We start from the raw sequence: 23,369 nt of genomic DNA on the forward strand, positions 1-23,369 counted from the left end.
CTCGCTTCGGTGCGAAGTAGCGAGCGCGACTTCAGCTCCGTCGGCTCCCTGCTCGGACGAGCAGTGTACGAGGCAACCGCTGAAGACAGCAGACTGCAGCGGGTAGGGCCTAAGAAATTTCAGCCCCCAGCAGTCCGGCGGCGACGCGCCGCAGCGGTTTTGACGCGGTCCTGGCAGGCAGTCGAACAGAAGCGGCGGATGCGGTTGCGGGTGGTGTCGACGAACAGCCGTCCGCAGCCAGGTGCCTCACACTCACCGATTCGGCGAGCGTGACCGTCGGCGAGGAACCGGGCGAGGGCTTCCGCGCAGATCGCCGACCACATCGGCACCAGGGACGTTTCAGCTGGGTGATGGTGTAAGCGCCAGCGTCCTTCCTCCAGTGCCAGGTGCGGGTGGGCGGGGTACGCGGAGAGCAGCTTGTTGAGCCTGGTCGCTGCGGCGTCCTCGTCACCGGCGCGCAGGTTGTCGAGTACCGGCCGCAGCGCGTTGGCGAGTGCGGTGAATCCGGGGGCGTCGTCGGCCGTCACCTGGGCCGCTGACGGCGGGTCGACGGCGAGGATCTCGGCCAAGGCGCTGTCCTCCGGGTGCAGGACTAGGCGGTTGACGAGGTCGATCGCGACCAGCAGCCCGGTGTCGGCGTAAGCGTCCAGGCGCACTTGCTTGCCTGCCTCCCTGTTCAGTAGCGTCACTGGCGTAAACATCTTACGGCAGTGACGTCCATCGGCGGAAGGAAGTCCCATGACGCGTACCTCGCCCGCACCGGTCATGCGTGCGGCGGAACCGTCCGACCTGCCGCGGATCGCCGCAATGTGGGAGGCCGCGTGGCTCGACGGGCACCGCGGCCGTGTCCCGGACGAGCTCATGGCGGTGCGCGATTCCCAGCACTTCGCCACCTTCGCGGCCGACCACCTGAGCACGACACTGGTCGCCACCGACGGCGGGCCGGGTCTGCTGGGGCTGGTCATCGTCGGGGTCGGCGACGGCGAGGTGATCCAACTCGGAGTGGACCGGGCCGCGCGGGGTACGGGTGTCGGGTCCGCTCTGCTCGAGGCCGCCGAGCGCCTGATCGCGGAAACCCACTGGGAGGCGTGGCTGGCTGTCGTTCCTGCCAACGACACCGCCCGGCGGCTTTACGAGCGAGCGGGCTGGCGCGACGCCGGGCCGATGGTTCACCAAGCCCCGACCCGGCATGGCACCGTCTGCGTGCCGGTCCACCGCTATGTCAAAACCGTCCGTCCCAGCGCAGCGGACGCTGCCAGCTAACGGAACCAGACGGGCCAGTCGCGATCAATACGGAGTTCCGCCGCCGTCCGCGTTCACCGCCTGGCCGCGGATCGCGAACGCGTTGTCCGACAGGAGGAACGAGATGACCCGGGCGACCTCGGTCAGGTCGAGGTGCCGTCCGGCCTGTTCGGTGATCATGGCGTCGAAGATGTCGCCCGCCGGTTCGTGGATGCGGTCGGAATAGGCGTCGGCCACCTGGCGGAGCATCGCGGTCGGCAGGCCGCCGGGACACACGCAGTTGACGTTGACGTCCGCATGGGCCAGCGCTGCCGACATCATCCTGGTTTCGTTGATCAGCGCGGCTTTGCTCGCGCTGTAGGCGAGCGATTGGGCGTGGCCGACCTTGCCGGCCTCGGATGCGACGTTCACGATCGCGCCGGGACGGTCTTCCTCGATCAGGTGCTGTGCCACGAGCCTGGAGAGTTCGTAGGGGCCAACGACGTTGACTGCGAGCTGGCTTTCCCAGTCTGCTTGCGGAATCTGCAGCGGGTCGGAATGGCGGACGATGCCGGCGACGTTGGCGAGGCCGTCGATGCCCGAGAAGTGCGAGATGGCTTCGGCTGCCGCGTCTGCGATGCTCTCCGGCGAGCCCAGGTCGACGACGAACGGCGCCGCATGCCCGCCGAGTTCGCGGGCCGCGGCGGAGACGGCGTCGCCTCGGACGTCCAGCAGGGCGACGCGCGCGCCTTCCGCGAGCAGCAGTTCCGCGGTCGCTCGGCCCAGGCCGCCGGCCGCGCCGGTGACGATGAAGCGTTTGCCCGCGTGGACGGGGAACACCTCCGGGTGCCGGACCGGCAGGGTCCGGGTCGCCGTGGTCTTGATGTGCATGATGCATTTCTCCTTGCTGGGCAGGCGGATTCGCCTATTCGGCGGGAGCGTGCCGCTGCAGCCCGTTGAAGATCAGGTTGAGGGCCACTGCCACGACTGCGGTCACGACGATTCCGCTTTGCAGCACCATTTGCAGGCCCTGCGGGAAGGCGTTGAAGATCTCCGGGTAGGAAGTCGGGACGAAACCGGCTCCGAGGCTTATCGCGACGACGATGAGGTTGCGGTCGTTGTGCAGGTCGGCCTTTCCCAGGGTCTGGATGCCGACCGTGGCGATGATGCCGAACAGCGTCATGAGTGCGGCGCCGACCGCGGGGGCCGGCAACGCCGCGGCTACGGCGGCCACCTTCGGCAGGCAGCTGAGCACGACCATCAGAACGCCGGCGGCCGCCACGACCCAGCGACTTTTCACGTTGCTGGCCCGCACCAGGCCGATGTTGCCGTTGAACGTGGTCGGCGGGACCGAACCCACGATCCCGCCCAGTACGGCGGCGACGCCTTCGGCGAGGATCCCGCGGCGGACTTCCTTGTCGGTGGGGCCCCGTCCGAGGATCTCGCCGACTGCGAAGTAGCTGGACGTGCATTCCACGCCCACGATCAGGACGGCGACGGTCATCGCCAGGACAGCGCTCAGATTGAACGTCGGCAGTCCGAAGTGGAACGGCACCACGAACGAGAACCAGCTCGCGTCGGCGACCCCGCTGAAGTCGGCGACCCCGACGGCGGCGCCCACGGCTCCCCCGGCGACCAGGCCGACGAGAATGGCGATGCTCTTCAGCAGGCCTCTGCCGAACCGGTAGATGAGGAGAACCGTCACGACGGTCGTCGCGGCGACTGTCAGATTGGCCGCGCTCCCGAACGACTTCGTGCCCGGCTCGCCGCCGCCGATCAGCTTCACCGTGATCGGCAGCAACGAGAGCCCGACCATCGCGATCACCGACCCGGTGACCACCGGCGGAAACACCCGGAGCAGCGCCCCGTACAGCGGCGAGGCGGCGGCGAGCACGAGCCCGGCGACGATGGAGGCGCCGAAGACGGCCAGCAGTCCGCCGATGCCGCCGCCGTTGGCGTTGCCGGGCCGATCACCACGGCCGAACCGCCGAGCACCAGCGGTTTCCTGATCCCGATCCGCCAGACACCGACCGTCTGCACGATCGTGGCGATGCCGCCGGCGAGGACCGTGGCGGCGAGGAACACCACCGTCTCCGCTTGGGGAAGGTGAATGCCGGCCGCGATGATGACCGGCAGCACGAGAACCGTCGCGTAGAAGGTCAGCAGGTGCTGGACGCTGTAGAGCGCGAACCGACCGAACCTCGGCACCTCGTCGACGGCCGCGTCGGCGTCGGCGGGGGCGGTGTTCGGGGCGGTTCTGGGCCGATCGACCATGATCGTCTCCCTCGGAACGGGGCGGGCTGGGCGTGGATCACGCCGTGCGTCCCCCACGCACGAGCGGCGGCCGGGAGGTCAGGCTTGCCCGGCTGAACGGATCATTCGGCGGGGCGCGCTTCCCGGACCCAGGTCGGGGTGATCCCGGCCGGGACCTCCTCGTAGTCGGGCAGGGACCGGAAGTTGCGCTCTTCCCCGCCCGGGCTGTAGGTCACGATCAGCCGCAGGGCCCGCCATCCGGTGTTGAAGGTCGAATGGTCCGCGCCGCGCGGCACGAACACCGCGTCGCCGGTTTTGATCGGGAACGGGTCGCTGTCGCCGACCGTCTGCACTCCCTCGCCCTCGATGACGTAGATGACTTCCTGGGCGTTGGGGTGGTTGTGGATCGCGTGCCCGCGTCCGGGATAGACGATCACTTCGCCGACGGTGGTTTCGGCGCCCTCGATCGTGGACGGGTTCACCAGCCACTTGAGGGTTCCCCAGTCGAGGACCATCGTCGGCGTCTTTTCCGGTTCGACATGCATGCGGTTCTCCTCGGTTCGGTCACGCGCGCAGCGCGGTGAATGCCTTGACCTGGTCGACGATCGCCCGCTCGGTCGGCAGGCGTTCCATGGACGAGGCGCCGAAGAATCCGGCGACCCCGGTGGTGTGCTCGAGGACGTAGCGGACGTCCTCGGGTTCGGCGATCGGGCCGCCGTGGCAGAGCACGATGACGTCGGGGTTCTCCGCCACTGCGGCGTCACGCATCTGCTGGATGCGCTCGACGGCGACCTCGAGCGTGACTGCCGTGCGCGCCCCGACGGAACCGGACGTCGTCAATCCGAGGTGCGGCACGACGATGTCCGCTCCCGCCGCGGTCATGGCTCTGGCCTGCTCGGGGTCGAAGACATAGGGCGACGTGATCAGGTCCCGTTCCCGGGCCGCGGCGACCAGGTCCACTTCGAGCTGGTACCCCATCCCGGTTTCTTCGAGGTTCTGCCGGAAGACGCCGTCGTAGAGCCCGACGGTCGGGAAGTTCTGCACCCCGGCGAATCCCATGCCCTTGAGGTCGTCGAGGAATTTCGGGATGACGCGGAACGGGTCGGTTCCGCACACGCCCGCGAAGACCGGGATCTCCGACACCACCGGCAGCACTTCGCTCGCCATTTCGACCACGATCGCGTTGGCGTCCCCGTAGGGCAGCAGTCCGGCGAGCGACCCGCGGCCGGCCATCCGGTAGCGCCCGGAGTTGTAGATGACCAGCAGATCCGCCCCGCCGGCCTCGGCCAGTTTCGCGGAGAGACCGGTTCCGGCGCCCGCTCCGATGATCGGCGCGCCGGAGCCGATTTTGGCGCGCCAGGCGGAAAGGCGGTCAGTTCTCTGCATTCTTGTTCTCCTCGGACACCGTCAGGTAGCGGAGCAGGGTCTCTGCTGCCGCGCGGGCGAATTCGGGGTCGTTGATGTGCGCGTCGACGTGGAGCACCTCGACTGGGCTGTCGGCGACGGCGGCGACCGCGGCGCTGGTCAAGGCCTCGTCGGCGGCGGGGTCTTCGAACAGGCCGCCGGAAGTGTCCAAAGCAGACACTCCTCGGCCCGGGATGACCAGTGCGGTCGGGCCGGAGGCCGCGGCGAGCTTGCGTCCGAGGATTTCGCCCAGCTGCGCGGACTCCTCGACGGTCGTGCGCATCAGCGTGACGGTCGCGTTGTGCTCGTACAGCAGGCGCGACGCGAACTGCGGGGGAACCGTGTTCCGGGCACCGAAGTTGACCATGTCCAGTGCGCCGAGGCTGACGACTTGCGGGATGCCGTGCGCCCCGGCCGCGGTGAGCCGGTCCGGACCGGCGGTGAGCACCCCGCCGACCAGTTCGTCCGCCAGTTCGGTGGTGGTGAGGTCGAGGACGCCGGCCAGGAAACCGCCTGCTGCCAGCCCTTCCAGCGCGCGGCCGCCGGCACCGGTCGCGTGGAAGACGAGAACCTCGTATCCCGCGTCCTCGAGAATGGCGCGGCACGCTTCGACCACGGGAGTCGTCACCCCGAACATCGACGCGGCCACGAGCGGCCGCTCGTCCGGCCCGGGTTCGCGGGCGGCGTAGCGCTCGGCCATCCCGGCTATCGCCGCCACGGCGTTTCCGAGCACTGCCTTCGAAAGCCGGTTGATTCCGGCGATGTCGACGACGCTGTACATGATGGTCACGTCGGACGCGCCCACGTACGGCGAGACGTCCCCGGAAGCCATGGTGCTCACCAGCAGCTTCGGGAAGCCGACCGGCAGCGCCTCCATGGCAGCGGCGGCGATGGACGAGCCTCCCGAACCGCCCGCCGAAAGGAACCCGTCGATCGAGCCGTTCCGGGCGAGCTCAGCGACGATCCGGGCGGCTCCGGCGCTCATCGCGGCCAGTGCCTTTCCCCGGTCGTCGTCCTCGATCAGCTCGCGAATGCTCGTTCCCACGAGCCTGGCGACCTCTTCGCGCGTGGTCTCGGGCGTGCCCACCGGCTGACCGGCGACACCGGCGTCGATCAGGTGCACGCGGTGGCCCAAGCCTTCGAGCTGGCTGCGCATCCACTGGAACTCCGCGCCCTTGGTATCGAGGGTCCCGAGCATCGCCACGGTAGCCATTGACTCCCCTACGGATCATCGTGCGCCGTCTTCGTTGTCCGGCCGGGCTAGAGTGTGCCCAGACGATAATTGGATCATCTAGGCCAATCGGCCGAAATTGGCTGGAGGACTCGGTGCGGCAGGTATCCGCGACGGAATTCGCGCAGGCCATCGCCGGGTGGCAGCAGCACGCCGGCCGCAAAGCGGAGCAGGTGGCCGCGGCGCTTCTCGACGCGCTGCAAGCGCAAGAGATCCCCTTCGGCTCGGTCCTCCCGGCCGAACGCGCCGCGGCCGCTGCCCTGGGCGTCAGCCGCACCACGATCACCGAGGCGTATTCGCTGCTGCGCGAGGGAGGCTTGCTGGAAAGCCGGCAGGGAAGCGGCTCCCGCCTGCACCGGCCCGACGGCAGCCGGAAGAGCCCGGCGTTGCCCAGCTTCGAGCCGGACAGCCGCCTGAGCAGCTTCTCCGACCGGGCCGGCGACGAATCCCGTCCCGGCCAGTTCGTCGATCTCTCCAGCGGCAGCCTCCCCGGCCTGCCCCTGGTCGGCGACGCCTGGCGGCGGGCCGCCGACCGGGGCATCGACGCGCTGCTGGCCGCTGACGGCTACGAACCGCGCGGCCACCTCCCCCTCCGCGAGTCGATCGCCGCGCTCTGCACGAGCACCGGGGTTCCCACTGATCCCGACCAGATTCTCGTGACTTCGGGGTCCCAGCAGGCTCTGGAGATCATCTCCCGCACCTGGATCGACGACAACGAGCCCATCGTCGTGGAGGACCCTTCCTACCGCGGCGCGCTCGAAGCGTTCCGGGCCCGCGGCGCGCAGATGTACACCATCGCGGTCGAGCGCGACGGCGCCGACGTCCAGGCACTGGAGCGCATCACCCGGCGCACCCATCCGCGTTTCGTCTACCTCCTCCCCACCTCGCACAACCCCACCGGCGTCCACATGTCCGCGGAAAAACGGCAGACGGTCGCCGATCTCGCGAACGAACGCGGCTTCGTGGTGATCGAAGACGCGTCCAGCGCGCACCTCGCCTTCCGCCCGCCGCCGGCCGCGAACCTGTTCGGATTGGTCAACCCCGCGCAGTCGGTCCTCATCGGATCGTTGTCGAAGCTGTTCTGGGGAGGCCTGCGGGTGGGCTGGATCCGCGGGCCGCGTCCGATGATCGAACGGTTCCAGCGAGCGAAGGTCGCGATGGACCTCGGAACGTCGCTGCCGAGCCAGATCCTGGCGCAGGAACTGCTGCCGCACACCGCCGAAGCCATGAAAACACGGGCCACCACGCTGCTCGACGGCCTGGCGGAACTCGAACAGGCTCTGACGCTGCACCTGCCGCATTGGTCGTGGACCCGGCCGGACGGAGGAAGCGGGCTGTGGGTCAGAGCCCCCGGAGTCGACACCGAGAGCCTGGCCGACGCGGCGAGGCTCTCGGGTGTGCGGTTCACGCCGGGACCGGCGTTTTCGTCAGTCGGCGGGCAGGCCGAGATGCTCCGGCTTCCCTTTGGCAGGACTGGCCGCCTGGAGGAAGCAGTCGCACGGTTGGCTGGCATCGCGAGTGTCAGCTGACCTCGCTCAGTCGCAGCGTCACCGCCTCGCCAGGTCCAGGTTCTTGGTCTCCCGGAACGCGAACCCGACCACCAGGGACGACACCACCGCGATCGCCATCAGGTAAAGCCCCGGCGCCAGCGAGTTGCCGGTGAGCGTGACGAGCCCGGTCGCCACGAACGGTGCGGTCCCTCCGAAGAGGACATACGCCGCGGTGTAGCCGATCGCCGAGCCGCTGGCGCGGACCGGGCCCGGGAACATCTCCACCATCGCCGGCACGTTCGACGTGCCGATGACCGCGACCAGCACGGCGAGCACCGCGGTGCCAACGAGCGCCCCGGCGAATCCGGCGTGCATCAGCGCGAACGCGGGCAGCGTGCACACGGCGAACCCCAGGCACGACACCAGCAGCATCCGTTTGCGTCCGTACCGGTCGCTCGCCGACGCCATGAACGGGCAGGCCGCGCTGTAGCACAGCATCGACACCACGCTCGCGATCAACGACTGGGTGCGCGAGTAGTGCAGCTCGTCGGCCATGTACGTGATCATGTAGCTGCTCATCAGGTAGTACGCGATCGCGTTGGTGATGCTGTAGCCGAAGAGCGTGAAGATCTGCCGCTTGTGCGAGCGGAGCGCGTCGCGCAATGGCTTGCGCTGCACGGAGTTCTCGCTTTGCAGCTGCCGGAACACCGGGCTGTCCTCGACCCGGCGGCGCAGGTACAGCCCGATCAGCCCGAGCGGGCCGGCCAGCAGGAACGGCACCCGCCAGCCCCAGGTGTGCAGCGCGCCCGAGGACAAAGTGGAGGTCAGCAGCACCCCGACCGCCGATCCGGCGACGCTGGCCAGACCGACGGTGGCGGGCACGGTGCTGGCGAAACGGGCGCGCCGTCCGTCCGGCGCGTGCTCCATGATGAAGGCCGACGCACCGGTGTACTCGCCGCCGGTGGAAAACCCCTGCAACGTGCGCAGGACGAAGAGCAGGATCGGCGCGGCGACCCCGAGCGCGGAGTACGTGGGCAGCACGCCCATCAGGAACGTGGCCCCGCTCATCAACAGCACGCTCAGCGCGAGCGTCCGGTTGCGGCCGATCCGGTCCCCGTAGTGCCCGAAGAACGCCGCGCCCAGCGGTCGCGCGACGAACCCGCCCGCGAAGATCGCCCACGTGGCCAGCAGTGCCGCCGACGGGTCGTTCTTGGGGAAGAACTCGGCGGCGATGGTGGACGACATCGTCGCGTAAGCGGCGGAGTCGAACCATTCGGTGAAGTTGCCGATGCCCGAGGCGAGTGCGATCTTCCGCCTGCCGCGGGAAAGGGTCGCGGGCTGTTCGGTCCGGACGGTCATTGGCCGGCTCCTCGTCAGTCGGTGCCGGGGCCGCGATCGCGGTCCCGGAGGTCGGCCCGGCGGATCTTGCCGGTGGCGGACCGGGGCAGCACGTTCACGAACTCGATGTGCCGCGGGTAGGCGAAACGCGAATACGTCTCCTTGGCGAAAGCGCGCAGTTCTTCGGCGAGCGCGTCGCCGCCGTCGTAGCCGGGCGCGGGTTGCACCCAGGCCTTGACCGCCTGGCCGCGCACCGGGTCCGGAACGCCGACCACCCCGGCGTCGGCCACCGCCGGATGGGCCCGCAGGGCGTGTTCCACCTCGAACGGACTGACCCGGTACCCGGACGTCTTGATCACGTCGTCGGTGCGGCCGAGGAACCAGAAATAGCCGTCCTCGTCGGCGACAGCCTGGTCGTTGGTGTGGTACCAGCTGCCGCCGAAGACCGCCGCGGAGTCCTCCGGCCGGTTCCAGTACCCCAGCGGGTACTGCGGGTTCGACCGGGCGCGCAGGCAGATCTCGCCGGGCTCGCCCTGGGGCACCGGCTGCTCGCGCGCGTCCAGCAGCGCGACGTCCCAGCCCGGCAGCGGACGGCCCATCGAACCGGGTTTCACCGGCACCCCGGGAAAATTGCCGACCAGCGGGTACGACTCGGTGGAGCCGTAGTAGTCCAGCAGCGGCACGCCGAACTGCCCGGTGAACCAGTCGATCAGGTCGGCGGTCAGCGGTTCGTTCGAGGAGCACACCACCCGCAGCTTGTGCGGGTAGCGCAGGCCCGCGTCCGGGACGTCGGCGGCCATCTTGCGCAGGAACGTCGGGTTCACCAAGGCGGTGGTGACCCCGTTGCGGGACAGGGAATCGAGCAGGCCCTCGGGGTCGAACCCGCCGGCCGGGCGGTAGACCAGCTGCGTCGCGCCGGCGCGCAGCGGCCCCAGCAGCTTCGCCATCGACCACGCCCAGTCCCCGGCTCCGTAGAACACGTCCCCGGGGCGCAGGTCGTGGCAGTAGCGGAACTCATTGTGCCCCAGCAGCGTCCGGTGCGCGTGCACGATGCCCTTGGCCTTGCCGGTGGTGCCCGAGGTGTAGAAGATCAGCGCCGGATCGTCCGCGGCGGTGTCTGCCGTCTCGAATCGCGGCGGCAGTTTTTCGATCGCCGGGTCGTCGATCTCGACGATGTGCCCGGCGAAGCCGCGGACGCGGTCGCGCGCCTCGGGTTCGGTCACCAGCACGGTGGCTCCGGAGTCGGCCAGCCGGTAGCGGATCGGCTCGTCGGCCCACAGCAGGGACATGGTCACCAGGATCGCGCCGGTGCGCAGCACGCCGAGGTAGGCGGCCGGGGTGTCGGGCCGCTGCGGAAGGAGCACCGCCACCCGGTCCCCGGGCCGCACTCCCCGGTTCCACAGGTGCGCGGCCACCTGGCGGGAGCGGTCCTGCACCTCGCCCCACGAGATCTCGCGGTGCGTGCCGAGGTGGTCCTCGAAGATCAGCGCGGTGGCGGCGCGGTCGTGGCGGTCGGCCACGTCGGCGGCCATGTTGTAGCGCGGCGGGACTTCCCAGTCGTGTCCGGCGCGCAGCTCGTCGTAGTTCACCCGATGCCCTTTCAGCGCTTCTTGGCGGCCAGGAACCGCGCCATCTCCCGCTGCGGCTCCCCCGTCGCGTAAGCCTCGGCGTGGATCTTCTTGGCCGCGGTCACCGCCTGCGCCAGCGCATCGTCGTCCAGTTCGCGGAGCCGGGCCTTGGTGAGCGCGACGGCGCCCGGCGGCAGCGCGGCGATCGCGCGGGCCTGTGAGACGGCGGCGTCGAGCACCTCGTCCTCGGCGACGAGCCGGGTGAGCAGGCCCAGGCGGTGCGCTTCGACGCCGTCGACGAGCTGGGCGGTCAGGGCGAATTCGGCGGTCTTGGCGCGGCCGAGGATGTCCCACATCGCCCAGATCCCGGTGATGCTGGGGATCCCGGAGGCCACCTCGGGCTGCCCCATGGTCACCCCGGCGTGCCCGATCCGCAGGTCGGCCACCAGCGCGTACTGGAAGCCGGAACCGGCGACGACGCCGTTGACCGCGGCGACGGTCGGCTTCCGCAGCTCGCGGACCGCGCGGTACAGGCGGTCGAAATCGTCGATCCAGGCCTCCGCGGCGGCGTGGTCGTCCGGGCGGATCGCGGCCGTCTCGGCCAGGTCCTGCCCGGCGCAGAACGCCCGCCCGGCCCCGGTCAGGACCACGCCGCGGCAGGTCGGGTCCTCGTCCAGTTCGCGCAGGTGCCCGATCAGCCGTTCCCGCATCGCGTGGGTCCACGCGTTGAGCTTCTCCGGCCGGTTCAACGTCAGGACCGCGATCTCGTCCCGGCGGTCGAGCAGCACTGTTTCACTCATGGAGGTCGTTTCCTTCGCTCGTCGTCTGCGTCGCGGACAAGAAAAACAGCGCGAGGCAGCCGCTGGCCAACACCAACTGCGACCTGCGGCGATATCAGGTTGGTATGGTCCGGCGGATGGAGCTGCGGCATCTGCGGTACTTCGTCGTCCTGAGCGAGGAGCTGCACTTCGGGCGGGCCGCGAAACGGCTGCACATGGCGCAGCCGCCGCTGTCGCAGCGGATCCGGGACCTCGAGCGCGAGCTGGGCGTCGAACTGTTCCATCGGGGCCGGGGCGGCGTGCGGCTCACCGAGGCGGGCGCGCTGCTGCTCGAACACACGCGTCCGGTGCTCGAAGGCGTGGACAGCGCGCGGGAGGCGATGCGCCGGATCCTGCCCGGCACGTCGGGCACGCTGCGCGCGGGGATTCCCCCGGACACGATGCCCACGGTGCTGCGCACGATCGCCGACGCGTTCGCCGCGAAGGCGCCGGAGGTGCTGCTGGAGCTGCACGAGGTGAGCACGGACGAACAGATCGCCCGGCTGCGGGAGGGCAAGCTCGACGTCGGACTCGTGCGCCACCCTTCCGACACCGTCGGACTGGAGTCGGGACCGGTTCTGTCCCGGCCGCTCGGCGTCGTGCTGCCGGCGACGCACCGGCTCGCGGACGCGGACGTCGTGCGGCTGCGCGACCTCAACGGCGCCCCGCTGGTCATCTTCCAGCGCGAGATGGCGCCGCGGCTCTACGACCACATCCTCGCGATCTGCCGCGACAACGGCTTCCTGCCCGGCGCGATCCGGCACGCGCGCAACCCGAACTTCACGCACGGGCTCGTGCTGGCCGGAATGGGCGTGCACTTCAACGAGGAACACCCGCTGCCCGACGGCCTGACCTGGCGCCCGCTCGACGAGAACCGGCTGCGGTGGTCGAGTTCGGTCGTCTGGGTGCCGACGCGCGCCAACGACGTCATCGCCGGATTCGCCGCGGTGGCCGAGGAAGCCCTGCGGGCCGCCGGGCACGGGATGTCCACTGTGAACTGACCAGCGCCCCGGATTCAGAGCTGGGTGTCAGGCACGTCCACAACGAGGAACACCCGCTGCCCGACGGCCCGACCTGGCGCCCGCTCGACGAGAACCGGCTGCGGTGGTCGAGTTCGGTCGTCTGGGTGCCGACGCGCGCCAACGACGTCATCGCCGGATTCGCCGCGGTGGCCGAGGAAGCCCTGCGGGCCGCCGGGCACGGGATGTCCACTGTGAACTGACCAGCGCCCCGGATTCAGAGCTGGGTGTCAGGCACGTCCACTTCGATTTCTTCCAGCGCACCGCCCAGTTTCAGCTGGCAGCCGAGGCGGCTGCGTCGCTCGTCGCGGGGCGCCGCGGTGCACTCGAGCATTTCGTCCTCGTCCTCGGACAGCGGCGGCACCGCCGACAGGTAGGGCTCGCGGACGTAGACATGGCAGGTCGCGCACATCGCCTGTCCGCCGCATTCGCCGACGATCCCGTCGACGCCGTTCTCCACGGCGGCACGCATGACGGTGCTGTCCGCCGCGACCGCGACAGTGCTGACCGCCCCGTCGCGGTGGAAGGTGACCTTGGGCATTCGGTTCTCCTCGAGGATTCAGTCCCAGTGCACGGGCAGGGAAAGCACGCCGCGGAAGACCCAGCCGCCCACCGTCGCGGGCCGGGCCGGATCGGGGCGCAGCCCGGGGAATTCGGCGAACAGCCGCGGCAGCGCGACGCTCACCACGGACGCGCGGGCGACCCACGCACCTGCGCAGAAATGGTTGCCCCCGCCGAAAGCGAGGTGCGGTTTGCGCGGCCGGTCGATATCGAAGACCGCTGGATCGACGAACACCGCGGGATCCCGGTTGGCCGCACCGAGCACGATGCCAAGCCGCGCGCCCCGGGGCACCGCGAGCCCGGCCAGTTCGGTGTCTCGCGTCGCCTGCCGGGGATACATGCCGATCGGCGCGACCCAGCGGAGGGACTCCTCGAAGGCATCCCGCCACCGTTGCCCGGCGAGCACCGCCGCCCGCTGCGCCGGATGGGTCAGCAACGCCCACGCCGTGGTCGCGAGCGCGTCGCGCGGTTCGTTGACCCCGCCGCCGATGGTCATTTTCACGTTGGCGCGCAACGCATCCACCGGCATCCCGGAGGCGGCGAGCACGGCCAGCAGGCTGCCGTCGGGTTCAGCGCGAAGGAGCGGCAACAGTTCGTCGATCGCCTCGTCGACCTCGCGGGACGAGCGCTCCGCGGCGGCCCACACCTGCGGGTCGTCGGCATAGTTGCCGGTGCCGTCGATGAGCGTCTGCGACCACCGTTGCAGATCCCCCTGACCGGCATTGCGGAACCCGAGGACGGCACGCAAATTGTCGGCGGCATACGGCGCAGCGAACTCGGCGACGAGATCGGCACCCGGGCCCGCGGCACGCAACTTTTCCGCGTACGTGCGGTAATTGCGCTCGAAGACCGCTTCCCACTGCTGTTTGACCGCCTTCGGCCGCAACACCCCGCCGTACGCTTTGCGCTCGGCATCGTGCTCGGGGTCGTCCTTGCGCAGCATGCTGTGGCCCATCGAGCGCTTCATCAACGACTGCGCTTCGTCGGCGGAAAACCGTTCCTGGTCGAGTTCGACGGTGTGGCAGGCTTCGTGGCCCACCACCAGGTAGCGATCCAGCGCCGGAACCCAATGGATCGGCGCTCGCGCCAGGAGCCGTTCGTAGATCGGGTAAGGGTCGGTGTACAGGGCGGGGATTTCCACCCAGTCCGCGGTCGGGATTTCGCGCGCCGCTGTCGTGTCGAGTGTCATCGTCGACCTCCTCGCTCCCAGCGTGAGCCAGGCCACCACGACAGGTAAAGTTCAAATAACCTGCGAACAACCACAGCTGAGGTTTGGTTATGCCTGGCTACACCCTCCGCCAGCTCGAGTACTTCGCGGCGGTAGCGGAGGCGAAGTCGATCTCGGCGGCCGCCGCGGAACTGCACGTGACTCCGACCGCGGTGGCTTCCGCGCTCACCGAACTGGAACGCGTGCTGCGCACCCAACTGGTGGTCCGCCGCAAGGCGCACGGCATCACGCTGACGCCGACCGGCCAGTACCTGCGAGAGCGCATCGCCGGCCTGCTGCGCGACGCCGACGAACTCGAACGGGCGGCCGCGGGCGGAGGCCGCGAACTCGCCGGGCCGCTGGCGCTGGGGTGCTACTCCACGGTGGCGCCGACGGTGGTCCCCATCCTGATGGAGTGGGTGCGCGACCAGCACCCGCGCGTGGATCTGTCCGTGGTCACCGGCAGCCAAGCCGAACTGCCGCAGCGGCTGCTGGCCGGCGGTCTCGATGTCGCTGTCGGCTACGACATGGCGCTGCCGGACGGACTGGACTCCGTCCCGCTGTACAGCGCTCCGCCGTACGCGCTGCTGCCCGCCGCGCACCGATTGGCCGGCCGCGACACGGTACGGCTGGCCGAACTGGCCGACGAGCCCATGATCATGCTGGACTTCCCGCCCGCGGCCCAGCACACCCGCGAACTGTACGAGCGGGCCGGCATCGAACCCCGCGTCGCGCACCGGACCGCCGATTTCGAACTGACCCGCTCGCTGGTCGCCCGCGGGTTCGGTTACTCGGTGCTGATCCAGCGCCCCACGGTGAACCGGTCGTACGAGGACCTGCCGCTCGCGCTGTGCGACCTCGAACCCGCGGAACCGGCCGCGAACGTGGTGATGATGTGGCCCCGCGCGGTCCGCTTGAACGACCGGGCAGCCGCGCTGGTCGAGTTCGCCGCTCGCAACGCTGACCGGCTGGATCCGCGCCGCCGCGCCTGAAGGTCAGGCCCCGGTCCAGGTACCGACGGATCGGTTGGCACCGCACAGCAGCGTGCACACGCTGGACCGGCCACAACGCCCGCGTTCTCTCGGCACCAAACCTGGTTAGGTGTGCGTGAACCGCACGACGGCCTTCGATCCCTCGAGCGCGACCACCTCGAACGACAGCTTGTTGATGCTGGACGCCCCACCCTGGTTCGGGGTCTGGCCCATCGCCGACACCACCATCCCGGACGGCGAAACGGACTGAAAGTCGACCCCTGCGGACGAGACCGCGGTGATGTCCAGCGAACTCATCCCGAGACTCCTGTTGAAGCGGATGGTCACCGGCCCGGTCACGAGGATCTCGCAGTCGCCGTCGGCGCAGGCGCGCAGGTTGGTCCCGTCCGCCGCTGTGGGGAACGGCGCTTTACTGGTCGTGGGCGCGGCGCTGCTCGATGCCGCGGTCGCGCTGGTACTCGCCGGGGCCGGAGACGACGGCGGCGTAGTCGTCGATGCGGTCGGCGAACCGCCGCACGCGGAGACGGCCCCGGCGACCGTGAGTGTCGTGAGGACCGTCCTGGCCATCAGGTATCGCATGCGGGAACGCTAGGCCGGGTGTTCCGGGACCGGTCCCGGAACACCCGGAGCCGCCCCGAAAACCGCCGTGGCGGCGCGTCATCGCCCGTCGGCGGGCCCGTTCATCATGCGCAGCATGCCCAGTCCGCCGGTGCGGACGAACCGCACGACGAGCAGCGCGGCCACCGCGAGGAAGGCGATGTTCAGCCAGGTGGTGTAGTTCCACGAGACGCCCGCGGCCGCCACGATCGCCTGCCGCTGCCCGGGAATCAGCCCGGCGGCCCCGAAAATCAGCTCGACGAGATAACCCGCGCCGACCATCGCGGCGTAGAACGTGGCCAGCAGGACGAGCGTCATCCGGACGCCGTAGTACTTCCGGTAGATGTTCAGGATCGGCAGGATCAGCAGATCGGCGAAGAGGAACGAGACGACCCCGCCGAAGCTGATGCCGCCGTTCCACAGCACCGCCGCCAGCGGGACGTTCCCGATCGAGCACACGAACGACAGGATCGCGACGACCGGCCCGATCAGCGGCCCCCACACCGCCGAGACGACCGGGTCGCCGGAGAAGAAGAACGCCCGCCAGAACGCGTCCGGCACCCACGCGCCGATCGCGCCCGCGATCAGCAAGCCGATCAGCAGGTCGCGCAGGATCGCCGCCCACTCCATCACGAAAACCTGCGCCACCGCGGTGAATCCTTGCGGGGAAAGCAGTCTCGCCGCCGCCGAGCCCTCCGCCTGGACCGACATGTCCATCGCGGCGTGGCCTTCCATCGAACCGGCCAGCCCGCGCTCCGCCTGGTCCCGGGCCCGGTCGATCAGCTTCTTCCGGACGAACAGCCGGAACAGCACCGCGAGCAGCACGATCATGATCGGCCCGCCGACGAACTCCGCAGCGGTGAACTGCCAGCCCATCAGCAACGCCAGGATCACCCCGAGCTCGACCACCAGATTCGTGGAGCCGATCTCGAACGCCATCGCCGCGGTGAAGTCAGCGCCCTTGCGAAACAGCGAACGGGCCAGCGCGACCGCGGCGTAGGAACACGACGAGGACGCCGCGCCGAGCAACGACGACACCGCCAGCGTCCGCGGCCGCCGGTCGCCCATCAACCGCACGATCGTGGATCTGCGCACCACCGCCTGCACCACCGCGGACAGCAGGAAACCCAGGATCAGGGCCCAGAGAATCTCCCAGGCCATCGACCCCGCGAAAGCCAGCGCACGCCAGATCGCGTCCATCGCCCGAGCCTAAGCTCCGCCGGACTGTCCGGCATCGCGTCGGCAAGCACAGGCGAATCCGGCCGAACCCAGCTCCCACGACGATCATGGTGCCGGTGGGCAGTTCCCGCGAAGCGAAATGGGCACAGCCGGTCCGGACTTAGCGCCTGTTTCCGACTCGGCCGCCGCGGCACCGGTCGCATGCACGCCGCCAAACTGTCCACAATGGAGCGACCTGCGCGGCTACCGGACTGGGGAGCCAGCAGCGTCCGGTGCCGACGCGAGGGCGCGAACGACCGCGGTTTGCTTGCCCGACAAAAACTTGACGAGGAACCGGTTCAGTACCGGGAGCCGGAAGAGCCGCAACGCGGCGCGGCGGGCCAGCAGTTCCGCCCGCGATCTCGGCAGGAACCACCGTGCGCTCTTGAGGGCGGCTGCCTGTTTGTCGGCGACGACCGGACGCCACAGCCGCTCGTAGTTTTCCAGCGCATCCGGCACGGTAGCGGCGCGAGCCACTTGCTCGGCGAGCACGTACGCTCCGCCGATTCCCAGCGAGGCGCCCATTCCCGCGAGCAGCGAGACCGCGTAACCCGCGTCGCCGACCAGGACGACACGGCCGCTGCTCCACCGCGGCATCACGATCTGCGCCACCTGGTCGTAGTAGACCTCGTCGTTCGGCGGACAGGCGGCGAGAACGCGCGGCGCGACCCAGCCGAGCCGCCGGTACTCACGGCGAAGCGCGGCGACCCGGTCCTCGGGCAGCGTCGGGTCCGTCGCACGGTGGACGGCGAAAACGGCGACCCGGCCGTCCCGGAGCCCGTAGCAGCCGAGCTCGGCGCCGATGCTGTCGGAGAGGCAGAACCGGTCGCGTACCAGCGCCTGTACCTCCGGGTCCTCGAACGTGTAAGCCGCGGTGTGGAAGCCGAGGTACTTGAGAAAACTAGTCTCCGGGCCGAACACCAGCTCGCGGACGGTCGAATGCACCCCGTCGGCGCCGACCAGCAGATCCGCCTCGGATGAGGCCCCGTCGGCCGTGTCGACGCGGACGCTCCCCGCTCCGTCCGAGACGCCGACGACCTCGGCGCCGAATCGGAGTTCGACGTCTTCGGGCAGGCTTTCCCGCAGGGCCGACTCGAGATCCGGCCGCATGATGCTCAGGAGCCGTCCGCCGACGGGCTTGGCGAACGCGTCGTACCGGATCACGGCGCGCTGCCGGCCGGATTCGTCGTAGTAGCCCGCCTCCTCGACGTCGTAGCCGAGTTCGCGCAGCCGAGGGAGAACGCCCATCGCTTCCACCGCGTCGTACCCGGGTCCCATGAAGTCGATCATGTAGCCCTGCGCGCGCGGGGCCGGTGCGCGTTCCAGCACCACGACCTCCCAGCCGCGCCGCGCCAGGCACTGCGCCGCGGCCAGGCCCGCGATTCCCGCGCCGCACACGACGGCCTTCACGATCCCGCCCCGTCCAGGCGCAGTTCGACCATCGGCAACTCGGTGTCGCGTTCGCTGATCGCCGTGCCGAGAGTGTTCTCCAGAATCGTCTTGAACTTGCGCCACGCCCGCGGATGCTTGCGCACATAGACCGCCAGCGCGGCGTCCGCCTCCTTGGTGGACAGTTTCCGCGCAGTCGCCGGAGACAGGCCGCGCGCACCGCTGGCCACCCGCACCCGCGGCTCGGCGAGAAGGTTGCGATACCACTGCGCCCGGTCGCCGAAACCGGACGCCACCACGTACGTGTCGTGATCCGGGTGCCCGATGACCTCCAGCACGACGTAACGCCGGGCTCCGGACTTGCGGCCGACGTGCTCGAGCAGCAGCATCCGCGAGCCGAAAAGGAAACCGAGCCGGGCGCGGTAGAGCCAGATCGGAGCGCGCATCAACCGCCGGTTGCGCAGCAGCCGGGCGCCCGCGCGGCCAACGGCGCCTGAAGACGGGGTGGCATTGGTCATCTGTCGACCTCGATTCACTGGTGATGGAAAGGGTTCGTCAGACCGAACCCCGCAGGCCGTCGCGGTACACGGCGAACACCTCGGTGCCCCAGCGGCGCATCCCGTCGGCCGACAGCGGGTCGACGCCGAGGACCTCGCGCAGCCGGTCGCGCAGGATCAGCACCGCGAGGTCGTTGACAAGCAGGAACGCCGCGCGCACGTCGGGATCCGAGCCGGTGTCCGCCATTCCGGCGCTCGCCATGGCCGCCAGCGTGTCCTGGCTCAGCGCGTAGAGCTTGCCGAACAACCCCGACGCCGCCGGCCCGCCGCCGAGCAGCAGCCACCCGAGGTACCCGGGGACGGCCGAGCCCGCCGGAAGACCGCCGGACACCGCCTCGGCCAGACTCGGCACCGCCTCCGGATCGAACGGTCCGTCCCCGCGCGGGGCGACAGCCTCGGCGAGCATCGCCCCGAAAACCTGGACCACGTGCTCGTCGACCGCTTCCCGCAGTCCGTCCTTGGACCCGTAGTGCCGGATCACCAGCGCCGGCGAAACGCTGGCCGCCGCCGCGACGTCGCGAACCGTCACCGCGTCCGGACCGCGCTCGCCGAACAGCCGCAGCGCCTCGTCGCGGATCCTCGCCTTCGCCGTGCGATCGTCCGGTAGTGAACTCATGTTCATGATTATAAACAGATGTTCACTCAGCTCACCAGGACGATGCGCCGACCCGGTTGCGGACAAATCCGAGCGGCTGCGGCACAACTGCTCCCGGTTCGTGGCCCGCAACTGCCGCGGGTGACGCTCGCTGTTCCAGCTCGGTTCCGGAATCCGGGCATTCTTCCGGCAGTTGGCCACATATCGGAACGCACGGCGGAGATCCACACCTGTCTCAGAGTGGTACAGAAGCCGGCTGGCGCGGCTCGATAAGTTGGCCGGATCAGGCCAGCACCGCACCGTCCGAAGGCAGCCCGTCACTGTGTTTGCCGAGGTTGGGCGCTAACCTCGGCAGACGAGCACCGCAAGTGCCGAGCCGCGCGGCAGAGGGGAAAACGATGAGTTCAGCGCGTCGGTATGACGCCTCGGAAAGACTGCGCGTCCACTTGAGCCAGTTCGACTGGTCCGGGCAGACCCCAGCCAGGCGCGCCGCTCTCGAAGCGTTTCTCCGGCTCTCGAACGCGCACGGCTTCACGACCGTGACCATGCGGATGCTCGCCACCGAACTGACCATCAAGGCTCCCAGCCTTTACGCCTATTTCCCCGGCGGGCGGGACGAGATCGTCGCGGAGTCGCTTCGCTGGCATTTCTCCAAGTTCGGCTACGCGATCCTGGCGGCCGTCGACCGGACCGAGACGGCGGCCGAATTCTGGGACGCGATGGTGCGGGAGCATCTCACCCGCCAGGTCACACTGCCCGAAAGCGATCTCTGGGACCTTCTGGTTGCCACGGACGCGGTCGTGCCTTCGCTCCCCGCCGGCCTGCACGACCAGGTCGACAGCTGGGTCGCCTATTACGAGGACATGTACCGCGCCGCGGCGATCGACATGGGCATCGATGCCGACGTGGACGAGCAGATCCGGCTCGTGCTCACCGTCGTCGAGGGCGCGCGCAGGTGGTGCTCGGCCGACACGCTGCCGAACGCCGTCGCGCGCGCGATTCAGGTTTCGCACTCGCTCTTGCGCCTGCCGTCCGCGGACTCCAGTCGCGTGGGGGCCTAGTCAGGACGCGGCGAGCCGGGCAGTCGAGCAGGATCCATCAACGATGCCAGGTGGCTGCTTCCGCGCAACGGGTCGATCTGGTTCACCTGCATCGCACAGCTGAAGCCGTCGGTGAGCACCGGGGCGTCGGCCGCGCTGTCCAGGGCCGGTCGGATCGACTGCTCGGCCACCTTCATCGAGACATCGAAATGCTCGGCCTCGAAGCCGAAGTTGCCGGCGACACCGCAGCACGACGACGAGACCGCGACCTCCGAGACGCCCCAGTTGCGCAGCACGCGACGCTGGACGTCCGAGCCGAAGACCGCGTGCTCGTGGCAATGTGTCTGCAGCACGACGCGCTCCGGGGACGGCGCGCTCGGCTTCCAGCCGCGGGTGAGCGCCTCGTCCACCGCCGCGGCGAAGGACCGCACCCGAGCGGCGACCCGCTGAGCCGCCGGTCCGCCGACGAGCTTCGGGGCTTCGTCCCGGATCGTCGCGGCGCAGCTCGGTTCGAGCACGACGATCGGCCGGTCGGTCCCGTCGTCGAAACGGTCGACCAGACGCCGGAGCCGGCGTCGCGCGCCGTCGCGCTGGCCGGTCGAGATCCACGTCAGCCCGCAGCAGGCGTCGGGAGTGCAGCCGACCGTCTCGCCGGTGTCGCGGAGCACCCGGGTCGCGGCGGGAATCACTTCGGGGCGGAACGCGCGGGTGAAGCTGTCGGCGAACACGAGAACGTCCGCGGCGTCCGAGAAACGCGCCTCCTCGATGCGAAGCCGTCGCGACCGCACTGAGACGAACGCAGGCAGGCGTCGTCGTGCGCTCACCCCCAGCCGCTCGCCGAGCCTGCGCACGAACGGATTGCTTGACGCGGCGTTGGCGAGACCCGCAGTTCGGGTGACGAGCGGGAGCCACCTGGGCAGCCACCCGATGGAGTAGTGCGTGAACGGGCGCAGCTTGCCGCGGTAGTGCTCGTTCACGAGCTCCGACTTCGCTTCGGCGATGTCGACGCCGGTCGGGCAGTCGCTCGAGCACGCCTTGCACGACAGGCAAAGATCGAGCGCTTCGCGCACTTCTGGGCTCGACCAGCCGTTCACAGTGCTGCCCTGAGCGCGCGTCAGTTCCTGCAACACGCGCGCACGGCCGCGGGTCGAGTCCTTCTCGTCCTTCGTCGCCCGGTAGCTCGGGCACATGAAGCCGCCGGAGGTCGCGCGGCACCGGCCGACGCCGATGCAGGCGTGCGAGTTCCCGGCGGCCGCGCCCGACGCGGGGACTCCTTCGAGGGCCAAGGAAACCGTGAACGGCTCCGGGTCGACGATGATGCCGAGATTGAGCAGCCCTCGCGGGTCCCAGCTGCGCTTGAACGTCCGGAAGAGCGCGATCATCTCGGGCGAGTACATGACCTCGAGCAGTTCGCTGCGCGCGCGACCGTCGCCGTGCTCCCCGGAAAGCGAGCCGCCGTGGGCGACGACGAGAGCAGCCGCCTCGCGGGTGAAGTCCGCGAAGTCGCGGCGACCCCGTTCAGTGTGCAGGTCGTAGTCGAGTCGCATGTGGACGCACCCGGCGCCGAAGTGCCCGTACATGAACGCGGTGTAGCCGTACTTGCGCACCAGCGGAAAGAGCTCGGAAAGGTAGTCGGCAAGACGCTCGGGCGCGACAGCCGAGTCCTCCCAGCCCGGCCAGGTCTGCACGCCGTCGATGCGCAGAGACGACAAACCCGCGCCGTCTTCGCGCACTTTCCACAGTTTCGCGCGTTCGCCGGGATCGGTCACGACGGCGTGGTCGAGCACTCTCCCCGCGCCGCGGAGGACGTCGAGCAGCCGGGTGCAGTCCGTCGTCGCTTGCTCGATCGTGTCGGCGGAGAACTCCACCATCAGGTAGGCGCTGCCGCGCGGCAGGGAATCCACGCTCGCCGCGCCGCGCCGATGCCGCATTATGTCCACAATAGACAGATCGAGTCCCTCGAGCGCGGCCGGTTCCGCCGCGAGGATGGACGGCACGTCCCGGGCCGACTCGACGGTGTCCGCGTACCCCAGGCACAGCAAGGCGGTCGTCCGCGGCTTCGGAACCAGACCGACGCGTGCGCGCACGATGATCGCGCAGGTGCCTTCGCTGCCAGCGAGCACGCGTGCGACGTCGAAGCCGTTCTCGGGCAGCAGTTCGCCCAGGTGGTATCCCGATACCTGGCGCGGGATCCTCTGCAACTCCGTCCGGATCAGGGCGAGGTGCTGCTGCGCGAGGCCGCTGAGTGCCGCGTCGAGTTCGGCGGCGCGTGCGACGGAAACCTGGTCCCCGGCGTCGACGGCACGGATTCCGTCGCGCCCGGCGCGCAGGTGTCCTCCGTCGGCGGTGACGAGTTCGACCTCCAGCAGGTGATGCGTCATCCGCCCGTAGGCCACGGAGTGATTGCCGCACGCGTCGTTCCCGATGGCGCCGCCGATCGTCGCGCGCGATACGGACGACGGGTCCGGGGCGAAGGTCAGGCTTCCCCCGGACTGCTTCTCCACCCTGCTGCGCAGCTCGCCGAGCACGACTCCCGCGTCGGCCCAGACGGTCCGCGAGCCGAGGTCCGCCTCGTCCGTCCTGGTCATCCTCCGGGAGAGGTCGACCACCAAGCCGGAGCCGACCGCGTTGCCTGCCATGGACGTGCCGCCGCCGCGAGTGGTGACCGGCACGCCGAGCCGAGCGCAGAGCCGAACGATCTCCCGGACCTCCTCGACGGTGCCCGGGAACGCCACTGCCGCGGGTCGCACTCGGTAGTTCGACGCGTCGTAGGAGTACTCCCAGCGGCGGCGGGACGAGTCCTCGACGTCGATCCCCCGTTCCCGGAGCTCGCGAATCAGCTGGCTCGTCCCGGTGGCGACTGTCGACACT

At 69.8% G+C, this 23,369-nt stretch carries 23 protein-coding genes; 5 read left to right on the forward strand and 18 right to left on the reverse strand.

Features of this window, described 5'->3' with window-relative positions:
• Positions 1 to 119 precede the first annotated feature (119 nt).
• Positions 120 to 689 carry a CGNR zinc finger domain-containing protein gene (locus EIZ44_RS45400; protein ID WP_240691260.1) on the reverse strand — a complete coding sequence of 190 codons (570 nt, stop codon included), beginning with the start codon at positions 687 to 689 and terminating at the stop codon, positions 120 to 122.
• A gap of 49 nt (positions 690 to 738) precedes the next feature.
• Between EIZ44_RS45400 and EIZ44_RS09715 the strand changes: the two genes are divergently transcribed.
• Complete coding sequence (locus tag EIZ44_RS09715; RefSeq protein ID WP_134728336.1) at positions 739 to 1,263, forward strand: GNAT family N-acetyltransferase; 525 nt, start codon at positions 739 to 741, stop codon at positions 1,261 to 1,263.
• Between the two features lie 24 nt (positions 1,264 to 1,287).
• Here the strand turns inward: EIZ44_RS09715 and EIZ44_RS09720 are convergent, their stop codons facing one another.
• The 6 genes from EIZ44_RS09720 to EIZ44_RS09745 all read right to left on the reverse strand — a co-directional run bounded on the left by EIZ44_RS09720 (position 1,288) and on the right by EIZ44_RS09745 (position 6,091).
• Entirely contained in the window at positions 1,288 to 2,112 is an 825-nt protein-coding gene (locus EIZ44_RS09720) for an SDR family NAD(P)-dependent oxidoreductase (protein WP_134728337.1), read from the reverse strand.
• 34 nt (positions 2,113 to 2,146) lie between these two features.
• Positions 2,147 to 3,115 (reverse strand): solute carrier family 23 protein, encoded by a 969-nt coding sequence (locus tag EIZ44_RS09725; protein WP_167754072.1) that lies wholly within the window; start codon positions 3,113 to 3,115, stop codon positions 2,147 to 2,149.
• Positions 3,043 to 3,495 carry a solute carrier family 23 protein gene (locus EIZ44_RS45875; protein WP_134661373.1) on the reverse strand — a complete coding sequence of 151 codons (453 nt, stop codon included), beginning with the start codon at positions 3,493 to 3,495 and terminating at the stop codon, positions 3,043 to 3,045. The genes EIZ44_RS09725 and EIZ44_RS45875 overlap by 73 nt, the downstream gene beginning before the upstream one ends.
• Positions 3,496 to 3,596: 101 nt before the next feature.
• Positions 3,597 to 4,019 (reverse strand): cupin domain-containing protein, encoded by a 423-nt coding sequence (locus tag EIZ44_RS09735; protein ID WP_043838738.1) that lies wholly within the window; start codon positions 4,017 to 4,019, stop codon positions 3,597 to 3,599.
• 19 nt (positions 4,020 to 4,038) lie between these two features.
• The gene (locus EIZ44_RS09740) at positions 4,039 to 4,860 is read right to left on the reverse strand and encodes a phosphoenolpyruvate hydrolase family protein (protein ID WP_134728339.1); all 822 of its coding nucleotides are present in this window, start codon (positions 4,858 to 4,860) and stop codon (positions 4,039 to 4,041) included.
• Positions 4,847 to 6,091, reverse strand: coding sequence for a Tm-1-like ATP-binding domain-containing protein (locus tag EIZ44_RS09745; RefSeq protein ID WP_134728340.1), 1,245 nt, complete (start codon positions 6,089 to 6,091; stop codon positions 4,847 to 4,849). Before EIZ44_RS09745 ends, EIZ44_RS09740 begins: the two co-directional genes overlap by 14 nt.
• A 20-nt stretch (positions 6,092 to 6,111) precedes the next feature.
• Between EIZ44_RS09745 and EIZ44_RS09750 the strand changes: the two genes are divergently transcribed.
• Complete coding sequence (locus tag EIZ44_RS09750) at positions 6,112 to 7,638, forward strand: aminotransferase-like domain-containing protein (protein ID WP_167754073.1); 1,527 nt, start codon at positions 6,112 to 6,114, stop codon at positions 7,636 to 7,638.
• An 18-nt stretch (positions 7,639 to 7,656) separates the two neighbouring features.
• Here EIZ44_RS09750 and EIZ44_RS09755 read toward each other — a convergent pair whose 3' ends face one another.
• The 3 genes from EIZ44_RS09755 to EIZ44_RS09765 are packed head-to-tail and all read right to left on the reverse strand — an operon-like array spanning position 7,657 to position 11,305.
• The gene (locus tag EIZ44_RS09755; RefSeq protein WP_134661377.1) at positions 7,657 to 8,958 is read right to left on the reverse strand and encodes an MFS transporter; all 1,302 of its coding nucleotides are present in this window, start codon (positions 8,956 to 8,958) and stop codon (positions 7,657 to 7,659) included.
• A 14-nt stretch (positions 8,959 to 8,972) separates the two neighbouring features.
• Positions 8,973 to 10,526: an acetate--CoA ligase gene (locus EIZ44_RS09760; RefSeq protein WP_240690509.1), complete on the reverse strand. Its 1,554-nt coding sequence runs from the start codon at positions 10,524 to 10,526 to the stop codon at positions 8,973 to 8,975.
• Between the two features lie 11 nt (positions 10,527 to 10,537).
• On the reverse strand, positions 10,538 to 11,305 hold the full coding sequence (locus EIZ44_RS09765; RefSeq protein WP_134728342.1) for an enoyl-CoA hydratase/isomerase family protein: 768 nt from the start codon (positions 11,303 to 11,305) through the stop codon (positions 10,538 to 10,540).
• Between the two features lie 116 nt (positions 11,306 to 11,421).
• Here EIZ44_RS09765 and EIZ44_RS09770 point away from each other — a divergent pair, with 116 nt between their 5' ends.
• Positions 11,422 to 12,324 carry a LysR family transcriptional regulator gene (locus tag EIZ44_RS09770; RefSeq protein ID WP_134728343.1) on the forward strand — a complete coding sequence of 301 codons (903 nt, stop codon included), beginning with the start codon at positions 11,422 to 11,424 and terminating at the stop codon, positions 12,322 to 12,324.
• Between the two features lie 235 nt (positions 12,325 to 12,559).
• On the opposite strand, the gene EIZ44_RS09775 is transcribed toward EIZ44_RS09770, so the two are convergent.
• Both EIZ44_RS09775 and EIZ44_RS09780 read right to left on the reverse strand, forming a co-directional pair.
• The gene (locus EIZ44_RS09775; protein WP_037806095.1) at positions 12,560 to 12,883 is read right to left on the reverse strand and encodes a 2Fe-2S iron-sulfur cluster-binding protein; all 324 of its coding nucleotides are present in this window, start codon (positions 12,881 to 12,883) and stop codon (positions 12,560 to 12,562) included.
• An 18-nt stretch (positions 12,884 to 12,901) separates the two neighbouring features.
• Entirely contained in the window at positions 12,902 to 14,092 is a 1,191-nt protein-coding gene (locus EIZ44_RS09780; RefSeq protein ID WP_134728344.1) for a cytochrome P450, read from the reverse strand.
• Between the two features lie 89 nt (positions 14,093 to 14,181).
• On the opposite strand from EIZ44_RS09780, the gene EIZ44_RS09785 reads away from it, so the two are divergent.
• Positions 14,182 to 15,102, forward strand: coding sequence for a LysR family transcriptional regulator (locus EIZ44_RS09785; protein WP_134728345.1), 921 nt, complete (start codon positions 14,182 to 14,184; stop codon positions 15,100 to 15,102).
• Between the two features lie 105 nt (positions 15,103 to 15,207).
• Here EIZ44_RS09785 and EIZ44_RS44640 read toward each other — a convergent pair whose 3' ends face one another.
• The 5 genes from EIZ44_RS44640 to EIZ44_RS09810 form a co-directional block, all read right to left on the reverse strand.
• Complete coding sequence (locus tag EIZ44_RS44640) at positions 15,208 to 15,399, reverse strand: hypothetical protein (protein WP_167754053.1); 192 nt, start codon at positions 15,397 to 15,399, stop codon at positions 15,208 to 15,210.
• Positions 15,400 to 15,759: 360 nt separating this feature from the next.
• Positions 15,760 to 16,899 carry a permease gene (locus tag EIZ44_RS09795; protein ID WP_134728347.1) on the reverse strand — a complete coding sequence of 380 codons (1,140 nt, stop codon included), beginning with the start codon at positions 16,897 to 16,899 and terminating at the stop codon, positions 15,760 to 15,762.
• A 222-nt stretch (positions 16,900 to 17,121) separates the two neighbouring features.
• Positions 17,122 to 18,327, reverse strand: coding sequence for an FAD-dependent oxidoreductase (locus EIZ44_RS09800; protein ID WP_037806086.1), 1,206 nt, complete (start codon positions 18,325 to 18,327; stop codon positions 17,122 to 17,124).
• A complete protein-coding gene (locus EIZ44_RS09805) occupies positions 18,324 to 18,824 on the reverse strand; it encodes a nitroreductase family deazaflavin-dependent oxidoreductase (protein ID WP_134728348.1) in 501 nt (166 codons plus the stop codon). Before EIZ44_RS09805 ends, EIZ44_RS09800 begins: the two co-directional genes overlap by 4 nt.
• A 37-nt stretch (positions 18,825 to 18,861) precedes the next feature.
• Positions 18,862 to 19,479, reverse strand: a complete 618-nt coding sequence (locus tag EIZ44_RS09810) for a TetR/AcrR family transcriptional regulator (RefSeq protein WP_134728349.1) — start codon at positions 19,477 to 19,479, stop codon at positions 18,862 to 18,864.
• A gap of 377 nt (positions 19,480 to 19,856) precedes the next feature.
• On the opposite strand from EIZ44_RS09810, the gene EIZ44_RS09815 reads away from it, so the two are divergent.
• The gene (locus EIZ44_RS09815; RefSeq protein WP_134728350.1) at positions 19,857 to 20,519 is read left to right on the forward strand and encodes a TetR/AcrR family transcriptional regulator; all 663 of its coding nucleotides are present in this window, start codon (positions 19,857 to 19,859) and stop codon (positions 20,517 to 20,519) included.
• On the opposite strand, the gene EIZ44_RS09820 is transcribed toward EIZ44_RS09815, so the two are convergent.
• Positions 20,516 to 23,368: an FAD-binding and (Fe-S)-binding domain-containing protein gene (locus EIZ44_RS09820; protein WP_205673091.1), complete on the reverse strand. Its 2,853-nt coding sequence runs from the start codon at positions 23,366 to 23,368 to the stop codon at positions 20,516 to 20,518. The two genes, EIZ44_RS09815 and EIZ44_RS09820, sit on opposite strands and share 4 nt — an antisense overlap.
• Position 23,369 lies beyond the last annotated feature (1 nt).

This window comes from Amycolatopsis nivea (genome assembly GCF_004522235.1).
GTDB classification, from domain to species: Bacteria; Actinomycetota; Actinomycetes; order Mycobacteriales; family Pseudonocardiaceae; genus Amycolatopsis; species Amycolatopsis nivea.